Source organism: Microbacterium karelineae, assembly GCF_009745985.1.
Classification (GTDB): Bacteria; Actinomycetota; Actinomycetes; order Actinomycetales; family Microbacteriaceae; genus Microbacterium; species Microbacterium karelineae.
Genome location: NZ_WFIX01000190.1, coordinates 629169 through 653541 on the forward strand (window position 1 = coordinate 629169; position 24373 = coordinate 653541).

General features: G+C 71.1%; 20 protein-coding genes. 16 read left to right on the top strand and 4 right to left on the bottom strand.

All coding sequences use genetic code 11. The features are described from left to right. The first annotated feature begins 74 nt into the window (after window positions 1-74). The 9 genes from GB932_RS16060 to GB932_RS16100 all read left to right on the top strand — a co-directional run bounded on the left by GB932_RS16060 (window position 75) and on the right by GB932_RS16100 (window position 14736). Window positions 75-1307 (top strand): hypothetical protein, encoded by a 1233-nt coding sequence (locus GB932_RS16060; protein WP_156761675.1) that lies wholly within the window; start codon window positions 75-77, stop codon window positions 1305-1307. 49 nt (window positions 1308-1356) lie between these two features. Further along, on the top strand, window positions 1357-5688 hold the full coding sequence (locus GB932_RS16065) for a type VII secretion EssC family protein (protein ID WP_156761676.1): 4332 nt from the start codon (window positions 1357-1359) through the stop codon (window positions 5686-5688). Between the two features lie 41 nt (window positions 5689-5729). Continuing rightward, complete coding sequence (locus tag GB932_RS16070) at window positions 5730-6293, top strand: FHA domain-containing protein (protein ID WP_156761677.1); 564 nt, start codon at window positions 5730-5732, stop codon at window positions 6291-6293. A 106-nt stretch (window positions 6294-6399) separates the two neighbouring features. Then, window positions 6400-6693 (top strand): WXG100 family type VII secretion target, encoded by a 294-nt coding sequence (locus GB932_RS16075; protein ID WP_156761678.1) that lies wholly within the window; start codon window positions 6400-6402, stop codon window positions 6691-6693. 64 nt (window positions 6694-6757) lie between these two features. Continuing rightward, on the top strand, window positions 6758-7960 hold the full coding sequence (locus tag GB932_RS16080; RefSeq protein WP_156761679.1) for a hypothetical protein: 1203 nt from the start codon (window positions 6758-6760) through the stop codon (window positions 7958-7960). A 30-nt stretch (window positions 7961-7990) separates the two neighbouring features. After that, entirely contained in the window at window positions 7991-8302 is a 312-nt protein-coding gene (locus GB932_RS16085; RefSeq protein WP_156761680.1) for a WXG100 family type VII secretion target, read from the top strand. Window positions 8303-8304: 2 nt separating this feature from the next. Beyond that, a complete protein-coding gene (locus GB932_RS16090; RefSeq protein ID WP_156761681.1) occupies window positions 8305-13524 on the top strand; it encodes a DNA/RNA non-specific endonuclease in 5220 nt (1739 codons plus the stop codon). Then, on the top strand, window positions 13517-14245 hold the full coding sequence (locus tag GB932_RS16095; RefSeq protein WP_156761682.1) for a hypothetical protein: 729 nt from the start codon (window positions 13517-13519) through the stop codon (window positions 14243-14245). The genes GB932_RS16090 and GB932_RS16095 overlap by 8 nt, the downstream gene beginning before the upstream one ends. Then, window positions 14242-14736 (top strand): hypothetical protein, encoded by a 495-nt coding sequence (locus GB932_RS16100; protein ID WP_156761683.1) that lies wholly within the window; start codon window positions 14242-14244, stop codon window positions 14734-14736. The genes GB932_RS16095 and GB932_RS16100 overlap by 4 nt, the downstream gene beginning before the upstream one ends. Window position 14737: 1 nt before the next feature. Here the strand turns inward: GB932_RS16100 and GB932_RS16105 are convergent, their stop codons facing one another. After that, window positions 14738-15367, bottom strand: coding sequence for a TNT domain-containing protein (locus GB932_RS16105; RefSeq protein WP_156761684.1), 630 nt, complete (start codon window positions 15365-15367; stop codon window positions 14738-14740). 122 nt (window positions 15368-15489) lie between these two features. On the opposite strand from GB932_RS16105, the gene GB932_RS16110 reads away from it, so the two are divergent. From GB932_RS16110 to GB932_RS16125, 4 genes are all read left to right on the top strand, one after another. Beyond that, window positions 15490-15819 carry a hypothetical protein gene (locus GB932_RS16110; protein ID WP_156761685.1) on the top strand — a complete coding sequence of 110 codons (330 nt, stop codon included), beginning with the start codon at window positions 15490-15492 and terminating at the stop codon, window positions 15817-15819. Then, window positions 15770-16432: a hypothetical protein gene (locus GB932_RS16115; protein WP_156761686.1), complete on the top strand. Its 663-nt coding sequence runs from the start codon at window positions 15770-15772 to the stop codon at window positions 16430-16432. Before GB932_RS16110 ends, GB932_RS16115 begins: the two co-directional genes overlap by 50 nt. 40 nt (window positions 16433-16472) lie before the next feature. Continuing rightward, window positions 16473-17558: an RDD family protein gene (locus GB932_RS16120; protein ID WP_156761687.1), complete on the top strand. Its 1086-nt coding sequence runs from the start codon at window positions 16473-16475 to the stop codon at window positions 17556-17558. Window positions 17559-17711: 153 nt separating this feature from the next. Continuing rightward, window positions 17712-18416, top strand: a complete 705-nt coding sequence (locus tag GB932_RS16125) for an FHA domain-containing protein (RefSeq protein ID WP_156761802.1) — start codon at window positions 17712-17714, stop codon at window positions 18414-18416. Window positions 18417-18423: 7 nt separating this feature from the next. On the opposite strand, the gene GB932_RS16130 is transcribed toward GB932_RS16125, so the two are convergent. Further along, window positions 18424-19833, bottom strand: coding sequence for an aminotransferase-like domain-containing protein (locus GB932_RS16130; RefSeq protein ID WP_156761688.1), 1410 nt, complete (start codon window positions 19831-19833; stop codon window positions 18424-18426). On the opposite strand from GB932_RS16130, the gene GB932_RS16135 reads away from it, so the two are divergent. Beyond that, window positions 19832-20728 carry a DMT family transporter gene (locus GB932_RS16135; RefSeq protein WP_156761689.1) on the top strand — a complete coding sequence of 299 codons (897 nt, stop codon included), beginning with the start codon at window positions 19832-19834 and terminating at the stop codon, window positions 20726-20728. The genes GB932_RS16130 and GB932_RS16135 overlap by 2 nt on opposite strands. Before the next feature lie 6 nt (window positions 20729-20734). Here the strand turns inward: GB932_RS16135 and purB are convergent, their stop codons facing one another. Next, window positions 20735-22123, bottom strand: coding sequence for an adenylosuccinate lyase (gene purB / locus GB932_RS16140; protein ID WP_156761690.1), 1389 nt, complete (start codon window positions 22121-22123; stop codon window positions 20735-20737). A gap of 174 nt (window positions 22124-22297) precedes the next feature. On the opposite strand from purB, the gene GB932_RS16145 reads away from it, so the two are divergent. Then, a complete protein-coding gene (locus GB932_RS16145; RefSeq protein ID WP_156761691.1) occupies window positions 22298-22555 on the top strand; it encodes a hypothetical protein in 258 nt (85 codons plus the stop codon). Continuing rightward, complete coding sequence (locus GB932_RS16150; protein WP_156761692.1) at window positions 22552-23940, top strand: hypothetical protein; 1389 nt, start codon at window positions 22552-22554, stop codon at window positions 23938-23940. The genes GB932_RS16145 and GB932_RS16150 overlap by 4 nt, the downstream gene beginning before the upstream one ends. A 1-nt stretch (window position 23941) precedes the next feature. Here GB932_RS16150 and GB932_RS16155 read toward each other — a convergent pair whose 3' ends face one another. Then, the gene (locus tag GB932_RS16155; RefSeq protein WP_156761693.1) at window positions 23942-24340 is read right to left on the bottom strand and encodes a phage holin family protein; all 399 of its coding nucleotides are present in this window, start codon (window positions 24338-24340) and stop codon (window positions 23942-23944) included. Window positions 24341-24373 lie beyond the last annotated feature (33 nt).

Here is a 24373-nt window from a genome sequence, read left to right on the forward strand (position 1 = left end):
CACTGAAGCTGCGGTCTACCATGGTAAGCCGCTGCTCGGCGGCGTCTGTGACGAGCGGTATGGCGGGAGGGTGAATGCGTGCACGATCGGTCGGCGCTCTGGTGTGCGCCGCGCTCGTGCTCCTGCCCGTGAGCATCGCCGCGGCGGAGCCCGGCGACTCGGATGCCGAATCGGAGCGGCGGCGCACGGTGCTCTACGAGGGTCCCAACGCCGTCACGGTGCCCTATCTCGGCGAGGCCGAGACGGTCGTCGCGGACGGATGGCGGATCACCGACTGCGACGCCGTCGCGCGGGGATCCGACCTCATCGTCGGATGCTCGGAGGCGGGCTTCGTCGCGCGCGCCGACAGCTACGATCCGCGCTACGGGCACGACATCGTCGACGTGCCGATGACGAACGGCCGCACCACGACCACGATGCAGTACGTCGTGCAGCTCGAACCGCCGGAGGCGCCGGATTCGGCGCTCGCCCGCTATCCGAACCCCGCCCCGGCCGGAGGGGTCCTGATGATCCCGCTGAGCGATCTCGCGATCGACTGCGCGGCGTGCGAGGACGGGGGAAGGGTCGAAGCGTTCTCGGTCGCTCCCGCCGGCGCCGCCGATGTGTCGGTCACCGAGACCCACGTGATCGTGCGTGCGCGGGCCGAGGATCCGGAGGACCTCGAGATCGTCCTGCGCGTCGCCGACCAGTTCGGCGGCTGGTCGCAGCAGATCGCCTTCCGGGTGCCCGTGTCCTCGCCCTCGGGTGATCCGCTGCGCGGGCTCGCCGTGTTCCACGAGATGCCGGGACGCGACGGGACGACGATCGCCGTCGACGACCTCGTCGTCGGAGACGCGGATCGGGTGACGGTCATCGGCTGCGGCGAAGCGCTCGACGGCACCGTCTCCTGCGGGACGGGCGACGGGGTGCGATACCGCCCGGGCGGCGCCGACGTCGACCAGGTGAGCGTCCAGCTCGCGCGCGGCGCGGATCAGGCCACGGCGTCGATCACCTTCGTGCGCGCCGGCGATGACGCGCCGCTTCCGACGGACGGGGTCGTTCCGACGGTCCCGTTGGGTGAGATCGATTGGGCGTCCACCGCCGAGCTCGAATCGCTGCAGTCCGCGGAGGATGAGCGTCAGGCGGAGGAGGACGAGTCGGAGGGTGCGGCGCCCGAGGGAGATGCCGACCAGAGCGATGCGGAGCTGATCGGGATGCGCGTGTCGACGCCGATGCCGTTCCCGCAGCCGCCCGCCGAGCAGACGGGCGAGGCCGGCATGTTCGCGGTCTTCCGCGAGATCCTCGACCGAGTCGGGCGGGGAGCATGAGGGTGGACCGCGGCGCTCGCCGCGGGGGTGAGCAGGCGAAGGAGACGAGATGAGCGTACGGGTGACGCTGGGCGCCGGTGGCGCGGAGGAGCGGTCGTGGCTCCTCGACGTCGACGAGGCGACGACCCTCGGCGAGGTCGCGGAGTCGCTCGACGTCGCCCCGCAGGCGCTCGTCCCCGCAGCGGCGCCCGATACCGTGCTCGCGCAGTCGGGCCTGCTCTCGGGTGCCGTCATCCCGCCCCGCGACCTCTCGGAGGAGGTCGCGGGGACGGTGCGCATCGAGATCATCGGCGGCCCGTTCGCGGGTGCGACGGTGCCCCTCGCGCGCGGCGGACAGATCGCTCTCGGATCGGGTGAGCAGGCGGACCTCCGCATCATCGATCCCTCGCTCGCGCCCGTGCATCTGGGGATCCATATCGCGGCGGGCGAGCCGGATGCGCCGCTCCTGGCGATGCTGACGCCCATCGGCGACGCCGAGGTGCTCGTGAACGGCACGCGCGTCACCGAGCCGGAGCGGATCGTGCCCGCCGACCTCGTGCAGATCGGCAGCGTCGTCCTGCGCATCGGCATGGCGCCCGTCTCCGATGCCGACCTCACCGAGACCGTCGGCGGACGCGGGTTCAACCGGCCGAGCCGCATCCTCCCGAGCAAGCCGCAGCCGCTCATCGCGCTGCCCGGCGACAAACCCGACGATCAGGACCAGTCGCCGCTTCCCTGGCTTTCCGCCGTGATCCCGGTCGTCCTCGGCGTCACGATGGCGATCGTGTTCAGCCGGCCCATCATGCTGATGATGGCGGCGGCGAGCCCCATCATGGTGATCGGCTCGTTCCTGACACAGCGTCGTCTCGCGAAGAAGAAGGGCCTCAAGACCGAGCAGCAGTGGATCGACGAGATCAATCGGGCGGGCGAGCGCATCCGTGAACTCGTGACGCGGCAGCGCCTCGAAGCGTGGTTCCGTCTGCCGGACCCGGTCGTCATCCGCGACATCGCCCTGCGACCCCTCGCGCGCCTGTGGGAACGTCGTCGCGCCGACGCAGACGCCGCGACGCTGCGCGTGGGCGTGACGGAGATCGCCCTCGATGTGAACTTCGAAGGCGGCGGCTCCGATCGAAGCGCCGATCGTCGCGTGGGCGTCTCGCCCGCCCCCGTCGGCATGGATCTGCGCCAGGGCGTCGCGGGGATCGCGGGGCCGTCGGATGCCGTCCGCGCGCTCGCCCGCTCGATCGTGACGTCGTTCGCGACGCTGCGGAGCCCGCGCGAGTCCGAGCTGATCGTGCTGTGTGACGACGGGGGCGACGTCGAATGGGGGTGGGCGTCGTGGCTGCCCCACACGCACATGGGCGACAGCATCCCCGCGATGATCGGGAACGACGACGACACCCGCCGCGAGCGGCTGCGCGAGATCAGCGTGGCGCTCGACCTCCGGATGCGCATGAAGGGTCAGCGCGGATACGCGCCCCCCACCGAGGTGCTCGTCGTCGTCGACGGCGCCAGGCGCCTGCGCATGCTCCCCGGCATGGTGCCGCTCCTCGAGCACGGTCCGGCGCACGGCATCCACGTTCTCGCGCTCGACAGCGACCGAGCGCGGCTGCCGGAGGAGGCGAAGAACGTCGTCGTCGTGGACGGCGACGACCCTGCCCTCGCGACGCTCGAGACCCCCACCGCATACTTCTCGTCGGTGCTCCTGGACGGGACGAGCGTCCCGCAGGCAGAGCGCATCGCACGCAGCCTGTGCTCGATCCAGCACGTCTCGGGCGTCGGCGACGAGGCGCTCCTGCCCACGAGCGTCCGCATGGTCGACCTGCTCGGGATCGATCTCGAGGACCCGTCTCCCCTCGTGCGCCGGTGGACGGCGTCGCCGAGGAACACCTACGTGGTGGTCGGCGCGAACGCCGACGGGGAGTTCGCCGTCGACATCTCCCGCGATGGCCCGCACGCGCTCGTCGCGGGCACGACGGGATCGGGAAAGTCGGAGTTCCTGCAGGCGCTCGTGGTGGGGCTCGCGATGGCGAACCGTCCGGATGCCCTCAACTTCGTGCTCATCGACTACAAGGGCGGATCCGCCTTCGCCGACTGCGAGCGCCTGCCGCACACGGTGGGCATGGTCACGAATCTCGATGCCCGCGAGACGGAACGTGCGCTCGCCTCGCTCGACGCCGAGCTGAAGCGCCGTGAGCAGGTGCTGCGCGACATGGGGGCGAAGGATCTCGACGCGGCGTGGGCGCGGGATCCCGAGGGGGCGGCTCAGCGCGGCCTCGCGCGGCTGATGCTCGTGATCGACGAGTTCGCCGAGCTGAAGACCGAGCTGCCGGCGTTCATCGACGGCCTCGTCCGGATCGCCCGCGTCGGGCGGTCGCTCGGGGTGAACCTCGTCCTCGCCACGCAGCGGCCGGCGGGCGTCGTGACGCCCGAGATGCAGTCGAACATCAATCTGCGCGTGGCGCTGCGCGTGACCGACCGCAGCGATTCGAGCGACATCATCGGCTCCGCCGAGGCCGCCCTCATCAGCCCGTCGACTCCCGGCCGCGGATACGTGCGGGCGGGATCGTCGTCGTCGCCCGAGGCGTTCCAGACGGCGCGCGTCGCCGGGATCCGCCCCGGGGCGAAGCGAGACGTCAAGGTCCTTCCGCCGAAGGCGCCCATCGAGTGGGACCTCCTCGGCTTCCCGCCGCGATTCCCGCCCGCGCAGAAGCAGGCCGAGAACAGCGACCATGACGACACCGATCTGCGCGCCCTCGTCGACCTCGTGACGGCGGCGACCGACGAACTGGGGATCCAGAAGAACCCGAGCCCGTGGCTCATGCCGCTTCCCGCGGTCCTGCCTCTCGACAGATTCGACGCGGAGCCGCGCGCGGACGGCGAGATCGTGCTGGGGCTCGAGGACGTGCCCGCATACCAGGCGCAGCGCACCCTCACCTGGAATGCCTTCTCGGGTTCGCATCTGATGTTCATGGGCGGCGCGCTCTCGGGCCGGACCTCGGCGCTTCGGGTGCTGCTGGCACAGGTCGTCAGCCGGTTCGCCCCCGAGGACGTGCACCTGTATGTGTGCGACTTCGGCAACGGCGCCCTCCTTCCCCTCGCCGATGCTCCGCACTGCGGCGCCGTCGTCACGCCGCTCGACGGCGAGCGGCTGCCGCGCCTCATGCAGCGCGTGCTCGACGATCTCGCCCACCGGCAGTCGGTCATCTCGGCCGCCGGCGTCGGCAACATCGGGGAGCAGCGCCGCGCCGCGGGCCCGGGCGAGGCGTTGCCGTATGCGGTCATCGCCATCGACGGGTGGGAGCGCATGCTGTCGACGATGAACCCGGATCAGCTCCTGACGTTCCGCGACCAGGTCATGCGGGTGCTTCGCGAGGGTCCCGCCGTCGGCGTGCGCGTTCTCGTGACGGGTGACCAGGGGGTCGTGGGCGACAAGATCGCGACGTTCATCGATACGCAGTACGTGCTGCCGGTCCGCGATGTCGCCGACTATCGCACGGCCGGGATCCATGCGAAGGACGTGCCCGACGACCTGCCGGCGGGACGAACCCTCTTCGGATCCGACGCGAAGGAGGCGCAGCTCGCGGTGCTCGGTCGCGACACGAGCGGAGAGGCGCAGACGACCGCGTTGCGACGCGTCGTCGAGGACGTGCTCGATCAGCACGATCAGCGCGTCGCGGACGCGGGCGGCGTCGTCCCGGTGCCCGTTCCGTTCCGCGTCGACCCGCTGCCGAGGTTCCTCGCGATGAGCGCCGCCCGCGAGCTGCCGGTCGCCGAGGGGTGCGCACCGGACGGACTCGTCGTGGCCGTCGGCGGCGACCGGCTGTCGCAGTACACCCTGGACTGGCCCATGGACGGCGGATTCATCGTCTCCGGCGGCCGCCAGACGGGCCGCTCCTCGACGCTCGCGGCTCTGCTCGACCAGCTCGTGGCGAGGGGGTCCGCGACGCTCGTCGTCGCGCTGCGTCCGTCGATCCTCACGGAGCGCGCCGAGGCCGCCGGTGTCCGCGTTCTCGGATCCGACGCGCTGGCGTGGGGCCCCATGGAGATCGCGTCGGCGCTCCCCGATGCCGACGGGCGGACCCTGTCGATCGTCGTCGACGACGTCGAGCAGCTGAAGAACTCGCCGCTGGACGCCACCCTTGCCTCGCTGAAGGATCGTGCCAGGTTCCTCTGCGCGGTCGACATCGAGATGACGGCGACGCTGTTCGGCGGTCCGTTCGCCGAGGCGAAGCGCGCCCGCCGTGCCGTGGTCCTGCGGCCGGGGGCATCGCTGCACGGAACCCAGGTGACCGGCACGCCGATCCCGAAGTTCATGCTCGGTGCGACACCCGCCGGCGGCGGCGTCTTCGCCGCGTCGCACGGGTGGATGCCCGCTCGCGTGCCTGACCTGCGCGAGTAGCCGCGCCTCGCACCCCTCGTCGCCCCTCCAGGAGATCACCGATGGCATCTGCCCGCTGCGTTCACTGTCGTTCCACGCTCGAGCCGAACAGCATGTACTGCCTGGGATGCGGGCAGCTCATCGGCTCCCGCATCGAACGCGAGGAGGTCGACGAGGGGTGGCGGTCGCGCCCCCGCCCGACCAGGCGGCAGCCGGATCCGGCCCCCGCGGCGGAGGATCGGACGATTCTCGCGCCTGAGCCGCCGCTTCGGCGCCGGTCGGGCAGGTCGTGGCCCGCGCGCGTCGAGCTGCGGTTCTCGACGGGGTTCGAGGCGATCGTCGGTGGGAGCGCCGTCATCGGCCGCAAGCCGGAGCAGGCGGCCGCGAACATGGGGGCGCAGGCGATCGAGATCGACGACACCACGCGATCCATGTCGCGTGTGCACCTCTACCTCTCGCTCGACGGCGGGCATCTCCGCATCGGCGACGCGGGATCGAGCAACGGCTCGACGATCGAGCGCGGAACGCGGACGATCCCGCTCGAGGGCGGCGGCGAGCACCGGGAGGTCCTGCCGGGAGACGTCGTGACGATGGGCGATGTGCGGATCTCGATCACTCCGGCGTGATCGGCGACCTCGCGCTGGCAGAGGCATGGGCAGTTCTGCCCATGCTCTGTGCGCGTGGTTCGGGATATCGTGACAGCGAGCTTTCCATCACACCCCGGAGGAACCCATGGCAGAAATCAAGGTCACATCCGACTCCCTCGCCAGCGTCGCGGGCCAGCTGTCGAGCGGGTCGCAGTCGATCGAGTCGCAGCTGTCCAACCTGAAGACCCTCGTCGAGGGGCTCATCGCGGGCGACTGGAACGGCCAGGCATCGCAGAGCTTCAACGAGCTGTACTCGCAGTGGGACCAGGCGGGCATCCAGCTCAAGGAGTCGCTGCAGGGCATCAGCGACCTGCTGAACCAGGCTGCGCTGTCGTACGAAGACAGCGAGACGGCGATCGCGGGCACGTTCCAGGGCTGATCTCGCATCGGTCGGCGGCGCAGAGATGTGCCGCCGACCTTTCGTCGGCGTCTAGGGGGATCTCATGGTGCATTTCAGCGTTCGAGCCAGCTCGCTGACCGAGGTGGCGGCGCTGCTCGGCAGCGTCGTCGCCACGTTCGACTCCCACGTGGCGTCGGTCGACTCGTCGGTCCAGAGCACGCTCGGAACCTGGAAGGGCGACGACGCGACCGCGCTCCAGGAGAACTGGAAGACCTTCGTCTCGCTGTCGGAGGCCGTGCGCATGTCGTTGACCAACCTGCAGACGGGCCTCATGCACGCCAGTGCGGGGTACGACACGACCGAGACCGGCGTGCGGCGCTCGATGGCGCAGGCGACCCCCAGCGTGCAGGGGCTGCGCAAGCACGCCCAGAAGTTCGGCGCGGGCGTCGCGCGCGGCGAGGAGCGGGCCGAGGACATGGCCGAGTTCTTCGGGCGCGACTATGCGGGCGATGACGAGGTCGAGGAGTTCGGAGGCGGCGCCGTGCGCGGCTCCAATGGGCGGTACACCGGCGGGCGCCGCGGCGACACCGACGGTGACGGCGACGACGACTCGATCGGCACCGGCCCGTTCCTGTCGAACGAGTCGATCGAGGAGCTCGGCGACGCGACGGATGCGGAGCCGGCGGGCTTCGTGCACGGCGACGACGGCACGATCTCGCAGTCGCCTGACGCCGAGGGCGGATCGGTCGAGCCAGAGTCGCCGGAGACCGACGGCGGCGACGCGCCGGAGGCCGGCGGCTCTCAGGAGGGCGCGGTTGACGCCGACGGCGCCGAGGGATCCGAGAGCGACGCCGACGGCGCCGAGGACGGCGGCGATGCGCCGGACGGATCCGATGAGGCCGATGGCGAGGTCGACGGATCCGCTGACGAGGCGGGCGATGCCGACGGCGCGCCGAATGGGATCGGTGGCTCGGGCGGCGACGGCGATGGATCCGACGCACCCGTGTACGAGGGTGGGCCGGCTGAGGTCGCACCCGACCAGCTGAGCGGCGACCGGGAGTTCTCGACGATGCCCGCGTCGGCGGATGGCGTCGATCTCTCGGATGCGCCCGGGGCGACGGGTGACGGCGGGTTCTCGAGCATGCCGGCGTCGGTGGACGGGGTCGACTTCTCGAACATGCCGGCCTCGACCGGCGACGGCGAGTTCTCGACCATGCCCGGCTGGATGTCGGATACGGGGCTCGCCGGAGGCGATGCGCCGAGCTTCGACGCGATGCCGGGCGACGTCGACGGAGCAGAGGCATGACCTGGGCGATGGCGGTGAACGGGGGAGCGCATGGTTGATCAGCACGCCGATACGACGGACCTGAACGCACTCGTCCAGTCCCTGACCGAGCTCGTGACGTACTGCGAGGCGCTCAAGAGCGGCGCCTCCGGATTCGCGTACATGCTGCCGAACGATTGGCAGGGGCCGGCGATGTCCGCGTTCCTCGGCGCGTTCAACACATGGGCGCTCGGCGCGGACGCGATGGTTCAGCAGGCCGAGGCGCTGAGGAAGCAGGCCGATGCGGCCCACAAGGCATACGACGGGGCGATCGGCGACATGGATACCTACTGGAGCTCGCTCGAGGGATCGCTGGGTGACTGATCATGGGAACTGAAGTCAAGATCACCGCGAGCACGATCGAGTCGGATGCTGCGACGTTCCGTCTGACGGCCATGGACATCGAGTCGGCGATCAGCACGCTCCAGGGCGTGCTGAACGCGAACGCGGGCATGGCGGGCGACGACAACGCCGCCGAGGAGTTCGTCGAGGGCGAGGACGGCTACGACGCCTCCGCCGAGGGGCTGCTGACCTCCGCGCAGTCGGTGGCGAACGGGTTCTGGGTCTATGCCGCCGCGCTCGAGAACACGGCGCGCACGTACAACGCTGCGCAGGCCGCCGGGGCGGGCGAGCAGCCGGACGTCACCAAGTCCGAGGCGAGCGAGGTGAAGGACCCGCCCGATCAGCGGGTCTCGTCGGCCCTCGGCCCGGGGTGGCCGGGTGCCCTGGGCGAGATGCAGGAGGTCATCGAGTGGGGCCTGCAGCAGGTCGGCGTCGTCATCCCCACGGGTGACGAGGACAAGCTCAAGAGCGCCGCGAGCGGGTGGGAGACGTTCTCGAGCAGCCTCAGCGCGGCGTGCCGGCGATCCTCCGGAGGTCTCACCTGGGCCGGGTCGATGGTGATCCCCCAGACCAGCGGAGTCGAGGCATCGCGCAGCGGGCTCAACTCGTCGATCACGAGCCTCCAGGGCTACGCCGACGGCATGGTGACGTGGGTGAACGACTATGTCGACCAGCTTCACATCATGCGCGAGCAGCTGAAGGACTTCCTGCAGCAGATGGCGATCGAGCTCGCGGCGGATCTCGCGATCACCGCGATCCTCAGCGTCTTCACCTTCGGCCTCGGCGCGATCGCGGGATCCGCGAAGGCCGCGGCGACGGTCATCAAGTGGGCCAAGCGCATCAAGGAGCTCATCGACAAGCTGAAGAACTTCCTGCGTGGCCTGCGCGGGATCGGCGGCATCTCGGCTCGCGCGGCCGTGCGCGCCGGCAAGGAGGGCCTCCAGGCGGCCGTCGCGAGCACCTTCGCGACGAGCGTCATGAACGCGACGCACGGCGACAGCGACTCGGCGGGTGACCAGGCCTATCAGCAGCAGGACGTGACGACGGCCTTCTTCTCCGCATTCGCGGGCGGCGCGGTCGCGTCGCCGATCACGCGGGGCCTCGGCGGATCCCCGAACGCGACCGGCGTGCGCGCGGGTCTGCGGCGGTACGGAGGCGAGGTCGTCGGCGGCGGAGCGGACGGCATCGCGGCGGCCGGCGTCGAGTACGTCGCGGATCCCAGCCAGGGGTTCGACCCCCTCAGCGCGGCGGTCGGCGGATCGATCATCGGCGGCATCATGTCGCCGATCGCGGGCGGTGCCCAGCGGGTCATGCCGTCTCGCCCTCGGCGTCCCGCCGGCGACGGCCCGAACATCGACGTCGATGGCCCGGGCGGCGACAGCTCGTCGTCGCCCGCCGACGGCGGCGCGCCGGGGACGATCCCTGCCCGACCGCAGCGGCCCGCGGGCGATCGGCCGACGGTCGACGTGGACGGCCCGAACACGAGCGGCGGATCCACCTCTCCGGCGGGCAATGTCGGCGGGGGGACTGCCGCGCCCGATACGTCGAGCAGTTCGCCGACGCCGGGCGGCGGAGGCGCGACGCCGACCCCGGCAGGCGGCGGATCCGGCTCGGGATCGAACACATACGACGGTCCGCAGCCCGGCGGCGGCGCCGGAGCCGCGCCTCAGGGCGGGGGCGGATCGGGGTCGAACTCATACGACGGCCCGCAGCCGGGCGGCGGCGACGCCGGCGGCTCCACGGGAGACGGCGGCGGCGTCGATGTCTCGAACGACGCACCCACCGCGCCCGACAGCCTTCCGAGCGACGGACCCGGCGGTATGCCGGATGGTGCGCAGCCCGATGGGGCGATGCCGGATGGCGCCCAGCCCGACGGTGCGATGCCGGATGGTGCGACGCCGGATGGCGCCCAGCCCGATGGTGCGCAGCCTGACGGTGCGATGCCGGATGGTGCGCAGCCTGACGGTGCGATGCCGGATGGTGCGCAGCCGGACGGTGCGATGCCGGATGGCGCGCAGCCTGATGGCGCGACGCCCGATGGCGCCCAGCCTGACGGTGCGACGCCGGATGGCGCGATGCCCGATGGTGCGCAGCCCGATGGCGCGACGCCTGACGGTGCGACGCCGGATGGTGCGCAGCCTGACGGTGCGATGCCGGATGGCGCGCAGCCGGACGGTGCGATGCCGGATGGCGCGCAGCCGGACGGTGCGACGCCGGATGGCGCGCAGCCTGATGGCGCGATGCCCGATGGCGCGCAGCCTGACGGTGCGACGCCGGATGGCGCGATGCCCGATGGTGCGCAGCCCGATGGCGCCCAGCCCGACGGTGCGACGCCGGATGGTGCGCAGCCCGATGGCGCCCAGCCCGACGGTGCGACGCCGGATGGTGCGCAGCCGGATGGCGCCCAGCCCGACGGTGCGATGCCGGATGGTGCGACGCCGGATGGCGCCCAGCCCGACGGTGCGCGGCCCGATGGCGCAGACGCCGATGCGGCCCCACAGGACGCGAGCCCGGAACCTGACTCCGCCCGCTCCGAGGACGCCCCTGCTGGTGGGGTGCCACGACGGGATACGGGGTCGACGGATACCGACGCGACCGCGGACCCAGAGGGGGCGACTCCCGACGCCGAGGCTCCTACGGCGGCCGACATCGACGGTGCGCGCTCTGATGGTGCTGGTCCGGATGGTGCGACGCCGGACGGTGTGCTGAGCGACGGGACGACGCCGGAAGGCGTCCACCAAGACGGAGCCACGTCCGATGGGGCCGGCCCCGACGGCGTGTCGCCGGATGGAGCGACCACCACGGACGCGTCACCGCGCGACGGTGAGGATGGTCCTGATGCGCCGATGTCGCCGGAGGCCGCCGTTGCGGCCGCCGCGGTCGCGGGTGGTGCCGCCCTTGTCACACCCACGCTCAGTTCGCCGGCGCCGGGACGGGGCGCGCCGACGACGCCGCGTTCGCCCGACGCCGCCGCGAGGAATGCCTCTCCCGAAGCCTGGCATGCGGACGACATCGTCGACTCGTCCGATCCTGCGGGCGACGGATGGGAGCGTCTCCAGGATGTGCAGGACCTCCCGGAAGGCCAGGGGCGTCGCACGGAGTGGGACAAGCCGATCGATCCGGATTACGGAAAGCCGGACTCTGACCGTGGGGCACCTGACTTCCAGGACGGGTGGCAGGCGCATCCGGGGCTGGACGCTCTCTCGCCGGAGGTCCGTGCGCTCGTGTCCGATGCGGATGCGCCGTATGGGCGTGACAGCGAGGGCAACCCGCTCAGCGAGCAGGGATTCCGCGAACGCTTCCTCGAACCCGATGGCGGGTACGACTACCCGGGCAACGCCGGCGCCGTGCCTGGTTCGTCGGTCAGGATCACCGACCTGGGTGCCTTCCGCGAACAGTACGGGAACCAGATCGACCGTCTGGGAAGCGACAGGGGCGATTACTTCGGGCTGCCCGGCTCGTCGTTCGAGTCACGCTCCCTCCCGCCGAGCAACCTGACGCAGCCATATACGATGTCCGACCTGCGAAGCCTCCCCCCGGGCGGTTCCATCGAGGTGTCCCGGATCGCTCCCGCATTCGGACGGGATGGCGGGGGACTCCAGTTCCGCATCCTTGACAGCGATGACAGGCCGCAGTCCAGGCAAGCGCTGCTGGACAACGGGCACCTGGCGCCCTCGACGCGAGACTCGTCGTCCGCGCGAAGCGGTGGCCCGGTCGCGGAGAGTCCCACACCCTCCCGCGTGGATCGCCTGGACGGTGGCCCGTCAGGCACCTCGACGACCTCGGATGGTACGCGCGCCGATGCCGGACGCGATGGAGATCCAGCGGCACGCGACCAGGAATCCACCCCACACTCAGATGGCGATGCGCGCGACGGCGGGTCTGATCGCGCCGACGGCCCAGATGATTCGTCGATCGATGATTCCAGTGTGTCCGACGCCGATTCGTCGGGAGATCCATCCGACGAGCCATCGGCGATGCGTGACCCCGAGTCACCGTCGTCGACGGATACGCCGGAACAGATCCGCGACAAGATCGACGAGGCGCTGACGCAGTCGAACACGGGCTTCGACCCGCACGACCTGTCGAACGGGTACGCGACCAACTGCGGGAACGTGTCGGTGAACATGCACGACTTCCTGAACGGGAAGCCGATCGCCGATGCCGGCACGGGCACGCTCGACATCCCCGATGTCGAGGCGCGAACGGGTCTTCCGCAGACCGAGGCGACGCCCTCGCAGATCGAAGCGTCGCTGCGCGCCCAGGGACCGGGTGCGAACGCGGTCATCGGCATCGACCGCGGCCCAGATCAGCCGGGCCACTGGTTCAACGCTGTCTTCGACGGCGAGCAGGTGTGGGTCGTCGACGGCCAGGACGGCACGCGCTCGCCGTGGCCGCCCCACGAGCCGGATGCGACCTACTGGGATGCATCGATCGACCCGTCGAACCTGGTCGACGCGGGGGAGACGCCCGATCGCGGCCCGGGCGCCGAGTCGACGTCCGGTGACGGTTCTCGTGAGGGCAGCAGTGCGCGCACCCGTGTGACGGGCGGAGAGGGCACGCCGAGCAGCCCGTATCAGGTCGACTGGAACAGATCCCAGACTCCCTTCGCGCGCCAGACGGATCTCGAACCCGATTCGACCTACGAGGTCCCTGGGCGCGGAACCTTCCACACCGGCCCCGACGGTCGAGTGGTGCGCGTCGAAACCACGTACGGCCCGACGAAGCTGAACTTCGAGCTGCACAAGCTTCAGCCGGACACGACCTACGTCGTGACGACCGAGAACGGCGCGAGCACCCACACGTTCCGGACGGATGACCTGGGCCGCACGATCTCGGCACACACCGACAACCTCGACTTCGACGATGCACGGCGTGCGGAGGGCGTGCAGAGCTCGATCGGCGGCGAGGGTGGTTCCTTCTTCGACGGAGGGCATCTCTTCGGGAATCAGTACGGCGGCGGCGGCGAGCGCGTCAACGTCGTCCCGATGCTCCGAGACGTGAACCAGGCGCTCAACCCGGGCAGCTTCTACGCTCTCGAGTCGCACTGGGCCGACCTGAAGAGGGCGAACCCTGACACGCCGCTGGAGGTGCTCGTCGAGCCGATCTACGGCGACGATTCCACGACGCCGATGCTGATTCACGTCAGCTGGGTCGAGAATGGCATCGTGCACACCGACACGTTTGAGAATTTCGATGACTGATGCGAATGTCCCGCCGATGATCGCCGAGGCGGAACGCCGAGCTGCGATCGCCCAGGAGCTCGTGGCTGCCGCGCCCGAAGGCTGGGCACGAGTCGTCCTCTCCGCGGCGAGCGTCGGCGGGGCGACGGACGTGCTCGTGACGGTCGTGCTCGAGGACGGCGATTCGCGGTCGATCGGCGCGCCTTCGGGGATTGCACTCCCTCTCTCACGACTGCGCCGAGTCCTGTATGAGGCGGGACGCGGCACATGGTTCTCGATGGAGCTCGTCGTCTCGAGCGGAGGGGCCGCCGAGGCGAGCTACGACTATGACAACCCGCCGCGGAAGTTCGCGGCCCTCGTCCCTCATCTATGGCTCGCGGACCAGAAGCGGTTCCCGCGCTCTCCCGAGAACCGCCCTGCGTGGCTGCAGGCGAAGCTCGCCGAGGCGGGGTTCGTCGAGGAAGGGCCGGATCTCGATCGTCTCGTGGCGGTCGGGACGGAGCTGTGGCGGCGGATGGTGCCGCCGGACGCGCCGCTGACGCATCGGGAGGTTCCGGAGATCGGCGGTGTCGCGGTGTCGCATGCGGTGCGCGGCGGCGGCACGATCTATGTCGGTCCTGATGAGGGCGTGCTGTTCTCGTCGTCGAGCGCGACGGCGGACCAGTCGATCGAGGTGTTCCGGACCGGAAGGCGCACGCCGCTGGAGCACTTCCGGCCGGCTGAGCCGCGGCGGGCCCGATGACTGAGGTCGATGTCGAGTACGCGGTGGCGTTCGCGGACCGCGTCGGCGCAACCACAGGACTTCGGCACTGGGATCCGCGGGGCGCGCAGCTGTTCGCCCTCTATGATGGCGAACTCGGTTACTCTGCGGAGCCGGTTGCTGGTGGGTTCGCGCTGCATCTCCGGAACCGTGGGGGCGGGGGTGAGATCGGCGTCGCGTCGCATGTCGATGATGTCCTTCGCCTGCTCGCCATCGACGTCGGCTGGACGGCTGAGATCGGTCTGATGCGATGGGGCGCGCCACGCGGGTTCGCGTACGAGGAAGCGGCTCGCGGCGTCGTCGCTCGCTGGGAGGACCGTTCGGGAGCGGAGCGTGCTGTCTCTGTCCGAGGGGGGTCGAATGCGCGCGACACAGCGTTGAAGCTGGGTACGTGGGCTCTCAAGGACCTGGACGAGATCGTCGATCTGGTCGAGGAGGCGCACCGCCGTCGCGAGGAGCGCCGAACCCGCTGACCTACTCCTCGGCGCGGAAGCGCTCGAGAGATCCGCTCACGAGCAGGTCGCGGATCCCCGTGAAATCCTGCGCGAGCGTGCAGCGCAGGCCGCCGCCCGCTTGGCCGAACCACGGCTGTGCGACCTCGACGCGAACGAGGATGTCCGCGCGCGTGAGGAACGCATGGCGACCGGAACCCTCCGCGAGGGTGCCGAACGGCGGCAGCGAGCGCGCCTCGTAGGACGTGCCGTACGGGAAGAACATCGTGCCGTCGATCGCGCCGATGCGGTCGACGACGACGCCCGCGGGGATCTCGATGAGGAGGGATCCTTCTGCCGCCCGCGCCCTGAGATCCGCGAAATGGGGCGTCGCCGCCGCCACGGCCTCGTCGACCTCGGAGGGCGGGAACAGGGCCAGCGGCGGGAGGGGACGATCGAGATACGCGAGCACGATCTCCGCGGCCTGCTGCTCGTCCTCGGCGGATCCCAGGAGAAACGCGGTGCCGTAGTCGACCGTCTCGAAGAGCCAGCCGTCGCCGTCCTGGCGCAGCCGCAACGCGCCCTCCATCGGCGGGTTCTCGTCGCCGGGCAGCGATACGGCGGCGGCGGGAACCAGCCGCCTCGACAGCTCGTGGCGCAGAGTCTCGAACATGCTTCGAGCCTACTGGGCGCGCCCCGGCGAGCGCGTCCGTCAGCCGGGCAGGAGTCCCCCGTCCGAGGCGTCCCGTTTCGTTACGATGGGCGGACACCCCCCCGTCGTCAGAAGGAGCACCTGTGGCCGAGACGCTCGAACAGCGCTGCGAGCGACTTCGCGAGCCCATCCTGCAGCTCGCCGCGCTGAGTCTCGGATCCGCCGTGAGCCCGAAGGACATCGACGAGACGCTCGCCGCGGCGAGGCGCGTGCAGCAGATCCTCGACGACGACACGTCCGGCATCGCGCCCGGCGGATACCTCGACTGGGTCCCGACCGGACGCCGCGTGATCTCGGACATGGTCGCCGCGCTCGAGCGGGGAGACCGGGCCGAGTCGTATCGGCTCTTCACGGACAAGACCGATGGCTTCTATCGCCTCGGCCTGGGGTGCGCCGGCTTCCCCGGCTGGTGACACGGAGACGAAGGACGACGAGAACGTGCAGGAGATCGAACGCGCCTATCTGCGCGCCCAGCCCGACCGCTTCATCCGCGTGGCCTCGCGGCGCAAGCGCACCGGGTTCCTCATCGCCGCAGGGGTGTTCCTCGTCGTGGCTCTGGGCGTCGCCGTGGGCGCGCCGGCGATGTGGGCGCACTTCAGCGGGCAGGCGCAGGCGGGATACGAGTCGGTTCGCCCGTTCCGCGGATCCGGGATGGCGTTCTTCGGCATCATGATCGTCGGCGCCATGTGCCTCATCCTCGGCGTGATCTGCGCCTGGCTGGCGGCGACGAAGGCGGCCGACTGGATCGATTCCCGCACGGGGAACCGCCTCCGCACCGGTCGCGTCGCGCGGTTCCCCGACGCCGCGGCGTTCGAGCGCATCGCCCGCGAGATGTATGCGGGAACGCTGGCCGAGATCCCCGAGATCCGCGACCAGGCGGGATCCGGGAAGATGATCCTGCAGACGATGGAGGATCGCGAGGCGCAGCGCGTGCACGTGTGGCTCGAGTCATCGGACGGGCGCACGGCCTCGGCGGAGCTCCACGGGGCGGCGTGGGGTCGCCTCGCGACCCATCGCACGGTGTGATCGTGCGGATCGACGACACCGGCGTCCAGAGGGAGGCGGCGTGAGCGGCTGGGCGATCATCGACGACCGCGAGGCGGCGCCCGAACCGACTCCGGTGAGCGCGGAGCGCGCCCACCTGCTCGGGATCCGGCGCGCGCCGTTCGGACGACGGGTCGCGGCGACGATCATCGACGTCCTGCCGATCCTCGCGTTCATCGCGCCGCTCCCGTTCGTCGCGACATCGCTCGTCGGGCCGGACGGGCGCATCGACGTCCTGCTGCTCATCGCCGGATCCGTATGCGCCCTGCTTCTCCTGCTCTATGCGATCCTGCAGCTCGCCTCTCACGGTCGCCGTGGGCAGACCCTCGGCAAGCAGGCCACGCGCCTGCGCACGCTGCGCGCGACGACGCTGCGCCCCATCGGCTTCGGCCGGGCGCTTCTGCGGGTGTGCGTGTTCGGTCTCTCCGGCGTGCTGCCCGGCGTCGGACCGCTCCTCCTCGCACTGTCCGCGCTCTGGGATCCGCAGAGGCGAGGGCGCGCCTGGCACGACCACGTCGTCGACACCTGGCTCATCGACATGCTGGAGGTCGATCCGACCGATCCGGTCGCGTTCGACGCCGCCCGCGCGCGTGCGCGCGTGCAGAGCGTCGCGCTCGGGGCGGCGCCGGAGGGCGCGTCGGTCGCCGCGAGCCCGCTGATCTCCCGTGTCCCGCTCGCGAAACGCGTCCCGCCGTCGGATCCGCAGCCAGAACGCCTGCGCCCAGAGGACCAGGCGGGCGAGACCGTCGGGCGCGGCCACGATCCGTCGCGCCCGGAGATCGAGGCCGCCTCGCCACCCACGCTGACGCTCGACGATGGCACGGCGATCGTCGTCGCCGGGCTGACGCTCCTCGGGCGGCAGCCGGCCGCCGCGCCGGGTGAGATCGCGCACCTCATCCCGATCGCGGATGGTTCGAAGTCGGTGTCGAAGACGCACATCGCGCTCGATTCCGACGCGCATGGCCTCATCGTCACGGATCGCGGCTCGGCGAACGGCACGACGATCGTCCGCGGAGCGGCGTCGTCTCGGGCGACGCCGCGGGTGCCGCTTCGCGTGCGCCCCGGCGACGAGATCCACATCGGCGAACGGACCCTCACCGTCGGCTGATCACGGTGTGATCACGATTAATATCGCGTCGGCTTCGGATATCGGGGCGAAGTTTGCCATGATGGGCCCATCATGAGCGAACGCGAGTTGCCCCAGGTTGATGACGGCGTCGAGGTCGACACGGCGATTCCCGGGCGTGAGCAGAGGGCGGCCCTGAGCGCCGTGCGCGTCGAGTTCTCCGGCGAGACCTACTCGGTGGACCCGGGGGAGACGTTCACGATCGGGCGCGAGGGCGACCTCGAGGTCGACGACAATCCGTACCTTCACCGGGCGTTCCTCGAGCTCTCGTGCGTCGACGGCATGTGGTGGCTCGCGAACATCGGGTCGCGGCTGTCGGCGACGGTCTCGAGCGCCGGCGGCGCCGTGCAGTCGTGGCTGTCTCCGGGCGCGCGCCTCCCCCTGGTGTTCGAGAACAGCGTCATCGTCTTCACCGCGGGGCCGACGACCTATGAGGTGTCGGTGCACGTGCACTTGCCGACCTACGCCGTCTCCAACCAGGTGCAGACCTCGGTGTCCGGCGAGACCACGGTCATGCCGGTGCGCTTCACGCCCTCTCAGAAGCAGCTGATCGTCGCTCTCGCCGAGCCGATGCTCCGGCGCGAGGGGGTGTCGGTGAGCGATCTGCCGTCGTCCGCGTCGGCGGCTGAACGCCTCGGCTGGTCGATGAGCAAGTTCAACCGCAAGCTCGACCACGTGTGCGAGAAGCTCGACCGCATGGGCGTGCAGGGTCTGCGGGGGGCACCGGGGAAGCTCGCGATGAACCGTCGCGCGCGCCTCGTCGAGTACGCCGTGTCGTCGCAGCTCGTGAGCCGGGCCGACCTGCCCCTCCTCGACGCGGGCGATCTCGACGAGGACTGAGAGGCGCCTACAGCCTCCCGTCCAGCACCTCTCCGAGGATCCGCGCGGCGTCCGGGAACCGGTCTGGTGACGGACCCGAGTAGTTCAGGCGCAGGAACGGGCCCGAGGGCTCGGCGGGGAACCACTCGTCTCCGGGGGCGACGAGGAGCCCCCGGCGCTCGCACGCGGCCGCGACGTCGCCCGCCGAGAGGTCGTCAGGGAGGCGCGCCCAGAGGTTGAGCCCGCCGGCCGGAACCGCCTCGACATACGCCTGCGGCGCGTGCTCGGCGACGGCGTCGGCCAGCAGATCGCGCCGTGCGCGCAGCGCCTGCCGCAGGCCGCGCAGGTGCGTCGCCCACGCGGGCCGCGTGACGACGTCGAGCGCGACCTCCTGCAGCACCCCGCTGACGTACATCGACTCCGCCTGCGTCTCGGACAGGATCCGCTCGCGGGCGGGACCGCGGGCGATGAGCCCCGCGACCCGCACCGCGGGTGAGATGCTCTTCGTGAGCGAGCGCAGGTAGACGACGTGGCCGTCGACGTCGCGGGCGGCGAGGGGGCGGGGATCCGTCGTGATCCCGAAGTCGTGCGCCCAGTCGTCTTCGATGATGAACGCCCCGTGGGACACCGCCAGCTCGAGGACGCGGTCCGCCACCTCCTCCGACCACTGCGCCCCCGAGGGGTTCGCGTAGGTGGGGTGGGCGTAGAAGGCGCGGGCGCCGGTGCGGGCGAAGGCGCGCTCGAGCTCGTCGAGATCCGGCCCGTGCGGGCCGGAGGGGACCGGGATGAGGTCGACGCCGACGCGCGCGGCGGCCGCGATCGCGCCCCAGTACGTCGGCGACTCGACGAGCAGCGGCCGACCCGCCCCGACGAGGGCGTGGAACGTCGTGCCGAGCCCGGTCTGGCTGCCGGGGATGACGATCGCGTCGCTCGCCGCGGGCGGCGTGTGCCCGCGGGGCGCGAGGCGGGCGAGCTCGGTCGCGAACCACGCCTGCAGCTCCGGCAGGCCGGCGACGGGCGCGCGGTCCTGCGCGGCGTGATGGCGGGCCGCGCGCGCGAACGCGGAGCGCACGAGCGCCTCGGGCAGCAGCTCGCGATGCGGATATCCCGTGTGGAGGGCGTAGCGGCTCTCGCCCGCGCCGCGCAGGGCGGCGGGGGAGCGGGGGATCCGGTGCGTGCGCGGGGCGAGCGCGGCGCTCTGCCATCCGAAGTCGCTCGGGCGCGCGACGGGCGCGCGGCGAGCGAACGTGCCGACCCCGGGCCGCGTCTCGATCAGTCCCTCGGCGCGCAGGGCGCGCAAGGCCTTCTGCACAGTGACGGGGCTCGCGCCGTACTCGGCCACCAGCTCGCGCGTCGACGGCAGCTGCGCGTTCGCGGGCGCGGAGCGGATCCGCTCCGCGAGCCCGCGGGCGATGCGCGAACTGCTATCGTTGCTCATGAGAGTAAACGATAGCGCTACTGTTCTGAATCGGCCAGTGGTATCGGCCGGTGTCGCCTGGGGCTTCCTGGGCGTCGCGGCGTTCTCCTTCACGGTGCCGCTCACCCGCGTGGCCATCGACGGGGGCCTCGATCCGCTCTTCGTCGGATCCGCACGTGCCGTCGTCGCCGCCGCGCTGGCCGCGATCGCGCTCGCCGCGACGCGACAGAGGCTCCCTCGGATCCGGCAGTGGGCGCGGCTCGCGATCGTCGCTCTCGGCGTCATCGTCGGCTTCCCGATCCTCACCTCGTTCGCGCTCGTCACCGCCGACGCGAGCCACAGCGCCGTCGTCATCGCCCTGCTCCCCGCCGCCACGGCGGTCGCCGCGGTCGTCCGGGCCGGGGAGCGACCCGGCCCGGCATTCTGGACGGCGGCCCTGCTCGGCGCCGCCGTCGCGGTGGGCTTCGCGATCGTGCAGGGCGGCCTCGACGGGCTCGCCTGGGCCGATCTGCTGCTGTTCGGCGCGGTCGTGGCGGCCGCGATCGGCTATGCCGAGGGCGGCCTGCTCGCCCGGGAGCTCGGTGCCTGGCAGACGATCTCGTGGGCGCTCGTCCTCAGCGCGCCGGGGATGCTCGTCCTCGCCCTCGTGTCGCCTCCGTTCGGGGGGCCGATCGGCGCCGTGCCGTGGCTCGCCTTCGGCTATCTCGCCGTCGTGAGCATGCTCCTCGGCTTCTTCGCGTGGTACCGCGGCCTCGGCATCGGACCCATCGCGACAGTGAGCCAGATCCAGCTCGCCCAGCCAGCCCTCACGGTCGCGTGGGCGGTGATCCTCCTCGGCGAGCCACTCACGCTACCGACGGTCATCGGGGCGATCGCCGTCGTCGCCTGCGCGGCGATCGCAGTGCGGGCGCGATGACGCGACCTACTTCAGCTTCGACCGGACGATGCTCTCGGCGAGGCCCGCATACGTCGCGGGGGTGAGGGCGAGGAGTCGCTGCTTCGCCGCATCGCCGATGTCGAGGCGCCCCACGAACTCGGCGAGATCGTCGGCGCCGATGCGGTGCCCGCGGGTGAGATCCTTGAGGAGCGCGTAGGGGTCGGCGATCTCGGAGCGCCCCGCGACGACCTCGGCGCGGATGACGGTCTGGATCGCCTCAGCCAGGACCTCCCAGTTGCCGTCGAGATCGGCGAGCAGCACGTCGCGGGCGAGCGCGATCTGGTCGAGGCCGCCCGTGAGGTTCGAGAGCGCCAGGAGCGAATGGCCGAAGGCGACGCCGATGTTGCGCTGCGTCGTCGAGTCGGTCAGGTCGCGCTGCAGGCGCGAGGTGACGAGCGTCTGGCCGAGCGTCGTGAACAGGCCGCCCGCGATCTCGAGGTTCGCCTCGGCGTTCTCGAACCTGATGGGGTTGATCTTGTGGGGCATCGTCGACGATCCCGTCGCGCCGGCGACGGGGATCTGCGTGAAGTACCCGAGCGAGATGTACGTCCAGATGTCCTGCGCGAGGTTGTGGAGGATCGCGCCCGCGTGCTTGACGTGGTCGTACAGCTCGACCTGCCAGTCGTGCGACTCGATCTGCGTCGTGAGCGGATTGAAGGTGAGGCCGAGGCCACCCTCGACGAACTCGCGCGTGATGGTCGGCCACGCGGCCTTCGGCTCGGCCGAGAGGTGCGCCGACCAGGTGCCGGTCGCACCCGAGAACTTCGCCATGTACTCCGTCGCCTCGATGCGCGTCAGCACGCGCTGGAGGCGCCACACGAAGACTCCGAGCTCCTTGCCCATCGTCGTGGGCGTCGCCGGCTGCCCGTGGGTGCGGGCGAGCATGGGCGCATCGGCCAGCTCGAGCGAGATGCCGCGGAGCTTGTCGATCGCGGCGCGGAAGGCGGGCAGCCATACGTCCTCGACGCCGCGCTTGATCGTGAGCGCATATGCCGTGGAGTTGACGTCCTCGCTCGTGCACGCGAAGTGCGTCAGCTCGGCGAGGTGGTCGAGGCCGAGCTGGGTGAGGCGGTCGCGCACGAAGTACTCGACCGCCTTGACGTCGTGGCGCGTGACACGCTCGCGTTCGGCGAGCCAGTCGATCTCCTCCTGGCCGAAGCTCAGGTAGGCGAGGCGCAGCTTCTCCTTCGTCTCGAGCGGCAGGGGCTCGGTGCCGAAGAGCTTGCTGTCGGTGAGGTGGATGAGCCATTCGACCTCGACCTCGACGCGGGCGCGATTGAGGCCGGCCTCGGAGAAGAACTCCGACAGGGGAGCGACGGCAGGACGGTAGCGACCGTCGAGCGGGCTCAGCGGCTGGGTCGGAAGAGTGGTCATGGGCACCTCCGGATCGAGGCGGGCAGGATGCGACTCCCAGCCTAAAGGGATGCCCCGACATCCGCCGCCGGCCGCCGGGGTCAACGTGTCCACAGGCGCCGATCTCGCCGAGTTATCTGAGGATCCGCGCGATCGGCCAGGCAGAGGACGCGCGCCGCCCGGCATCCTGCCGCCATGAGCATGTCGAACTTCGAGGCGGCGCAGCTGCTGTGGCAGGCGCGGGACGAGATGGACGCGGCATCGGACGAGATGCGCGCGGCCCAGGAGGCGATGGCGGGCGCCGCCGGCGACATGGCCTGGCGGTCCGTCGCGGCGCGTCGATTCAGCGAGCGCGTGGCCGAGCTGGCCGACGAGGCCGCGTACGCCATGTCCACCTGCGCCGATGAGGCGAGCGTCCTGCTCGCCCGGGGGAACGCGGCGGTGCTGTCGTGACTCTCGACGTCACGCAGGGGTCGATCGTAGCGGTCGACCCGGATGAGCTGCGCACCCTCGCGGACAGGATCCAGATGGCACGCGATGGCGCCGAACGCGCCGTCGCGCGGGGCGAGCAGTCCGCGTTCCTGCAGAGTCAGCTGCCCGTCGAGCACACGGTGTTCTGGGCCTGGCCGGGTCAGGCGCGCATGCGCTGCGGCGGCTTCGCGGACGGCGCGGCCGAGCTCGTCACGGGGCTGCGGGTCGCGGCCGACGCGTACGAGGCGGTCGAGCTGCGCACGATGCTCGCGATGCACGGCGAGGATGCCCAGACCCCCGACGGCGCCCTCGCGCGCGACCGCCTCGACGACCTCCTCGAGTCCAATCCGGCGGCGAGGGCCCAGGCCGATCACCTGTGGGCGGCCTGGCGCGCGATGGAGGGCCGCGACCTCGTCGAGCACTGGTCGGGCGCGGGCAGGGCGGGCGCCGTCGCGATGATGGGGCTCCTGGCCGCGATCCCGCGTCTCCGCGGCGCGCTCGGCATGGGGGCCGGATCCCTCGGCGAGCCGGACCGGGCGCGGATGCGCGAGGGTCGCGTGGCCGGATCCTCCGACAGGTTCGTGCCGATGAAGGAGGGGTTCGAGATCCGCGGCCAGGCTCCGACGGGGCTCGCCGATGCCATCACACGCATCCCGAACGCGGAGGGGGCGTGGAACTTCGACGACAATGCGCGCGTGCGGATCGACGCGTACACGATGCCCGACGGCGATACGCGCTACGCCGTCAGCATCGCCGGCTCGAGCGAGATGCCGTGGGACACGAGCGACCCGTTCAACTGGGGCAACAACCTCGGGCTGTACGCCGGCACGCCCGAGTCGGAGGGATACGACTTCGTGCTCGAGGCGCTCGAGCGAGCGGGGGCAGGGCCTGGTGACGTCGTCGACGCGACGGGCTTCTCGCAGGGCGCGATGATCGCGCAGCGGCTCGCGACCGACAGCGACTTCGAGGTGCAGCACGTCACGACGATCGGCGCGCCCCTGCGTCTCCCGCTGGGCGACGGCGTGACGTCGATCACCCTCGCCCACGACGACGATCCCGTCGCGGCGCTCGCCGACGGCGGATCCCCGATGTCGCTCGGTTCGGACGAGAGCCTGCTCATCCGTCGCCCCCATGAGGAGCGCGACACCGGCATCCTCGAGTGGGACGCCGAAGCCCACCGCGTCGGCTCGTACGCCGAGACGGCGCGCATCTTCGAGGAATCGGGCGACGCGCGGGCCGCCGCCGTCCGCGCCTATTACGAACGCCTCGGCGAGGCGACGTCGGTGCGATCCACCACCTTCTACGCGCCGGAGGACCGCCCGCCGCGCGTCGTCGCCGATCCGCCGCCCGGGAAGGACGGGTCGTGAGTCAGCGGCGCTTCCTGCGCTGGGGGCGCAGGATGATGCCGAAGATCCAGTTGATGATGCTGAGGAGGATCCCGGCGAGGACGCCAGGCCAGAAGGCCCCGACGTCGAGCCCCCAGCTCCAGAAGCCCGTGATCCAGGCGGTGATGATGAGCAGCACGCCGTTGAGCAGGAGGGAGATGAGGCCGAGCGTCAGGACGAAGAGCGGGAAGGCGACGATCTTGATGACCGTGCCGATGATCGAGTTCACGAGGCCGAACAGCGCCCCGAGCGCGACGAGGGTGATGACGAACTGCAGGTCGCGGCCGGGCGGAAACGGCGTGATGGCGATCTGCAGCAGCGGGATCAGCGAGAGCACCCAGAGGGCGAAGCCGTTGACGACCGATCGGATGATGAACCCCATCTTTCGAGTGTCGCACCGCCCGGCAGGAAGTGC

Coding starts and splice junctions, on each gene's coding strand:
- GB932_RS16060 (WP_156761675.1), top strand. CDS start 75: ATGCGTGCACGATCGGTCGGCGCTCTGGTGTGCGCCGCGCTCGTGCTC.
- GB932_RS16130 (WP_156761688.1), bottom strand. CDS start 19,833: ATGAGCAACGATAGCAGTTCGCGCATCGCCCGCGGGCTCGCGGAGCGG.
- GB932_RS16135 (WP_156761689.1), top strand. CDS start 19,832: ATGAGAGTAAACGATAGCGCTACTGTTCTGAATCGGCCAGTGGTATCG.
- GB932_RS16115 (WP_156761686.1), top strand. CDS start 15,770: ATGGCTTCTATCGCCTCGGCCTGGGGTGCGCCGGCTTCCCCGGCTGGT.
- GB932_RS16085 (WP_156761680.1), top strand. CDS start 7,991: ATGGTTGATCAGCACGCCGATACGACGGACCTGAACGCACTCGTCCAG.
- GB932_RS16095 (WP_156761682.1), top strand. CDS start 13,517: ATGACTGATGCGAATGTCCCGCCGATGATCGCCGAGGCGGAACGCCGA.
- GB932_RS16100 (WP_156761683.1), top strand. CDS start 14,242: ATGACTGAGGTCGATGTCGAGTACGCGGTGGCGTTCGCGGACCGCGTC.
- GB932_RS16090 (WP_156761681.1), top strand. CDS start 8,305: ATGGGAACTGAAGTCAAGATCACCGCGAGCACGATCGAGTCGGATGCT.
- GB932_RS16155 (WP_156761693.1), bottom strand. CDS start 24,340: ATGGGGTTCATCATCCGATCGGTCGTCAACGGCTTCGCCCTCTGGGTG.
- GB932_RS16070 (WP_156761677.1), top strand. CDS start 5,730: ATGGCATCTGCCCGCTGCGTTCACTGTCGTTCCACGCTCGAGCCGAAC.
- GB932_RS16065 (WP_156761676.1), top strand. CDS start 1,357: ATGAGCGTACGGGTGACGCTGGGCGCCGGTGGCGCGGAGGAGCGGTCG.
- GB932_RS16145 (WP_156761691.1), top strand. CDS start 22,298: ATGAGCATGTCGAACTTCGAGGCGGCGCAGCTGCTGTGGCAGGCGCGG.
- GB932_RS16080 (WP_156761679.1), top strand. CDS start 6,758: ATGGTGCATTTCAGCGTTCGAGCCAGCTCGCTGACCGAGGTGGCGGCG.
- GB932_RS16105 (WP_156761684.1), bottom strand. CDS start 15,367: ATGTTCGAGACTCTGCGCCACGAGCTGTCGAGGCGGCTGGTTCCCGCC.
- GB932_RS16075 (WP_156761678.1), top strand. CDS start 6,400: ATGGCAGAAATCAAGGTCACATCCGACTCCCTCGCCAGCGTCGCGGGC.
- purB (WP_156761690.1), bottom strand. CDS start 22,123: ATGACCACTCTTCCGACCCAGCCGCTGAGCCCGCTCGACGGTCGCTAC.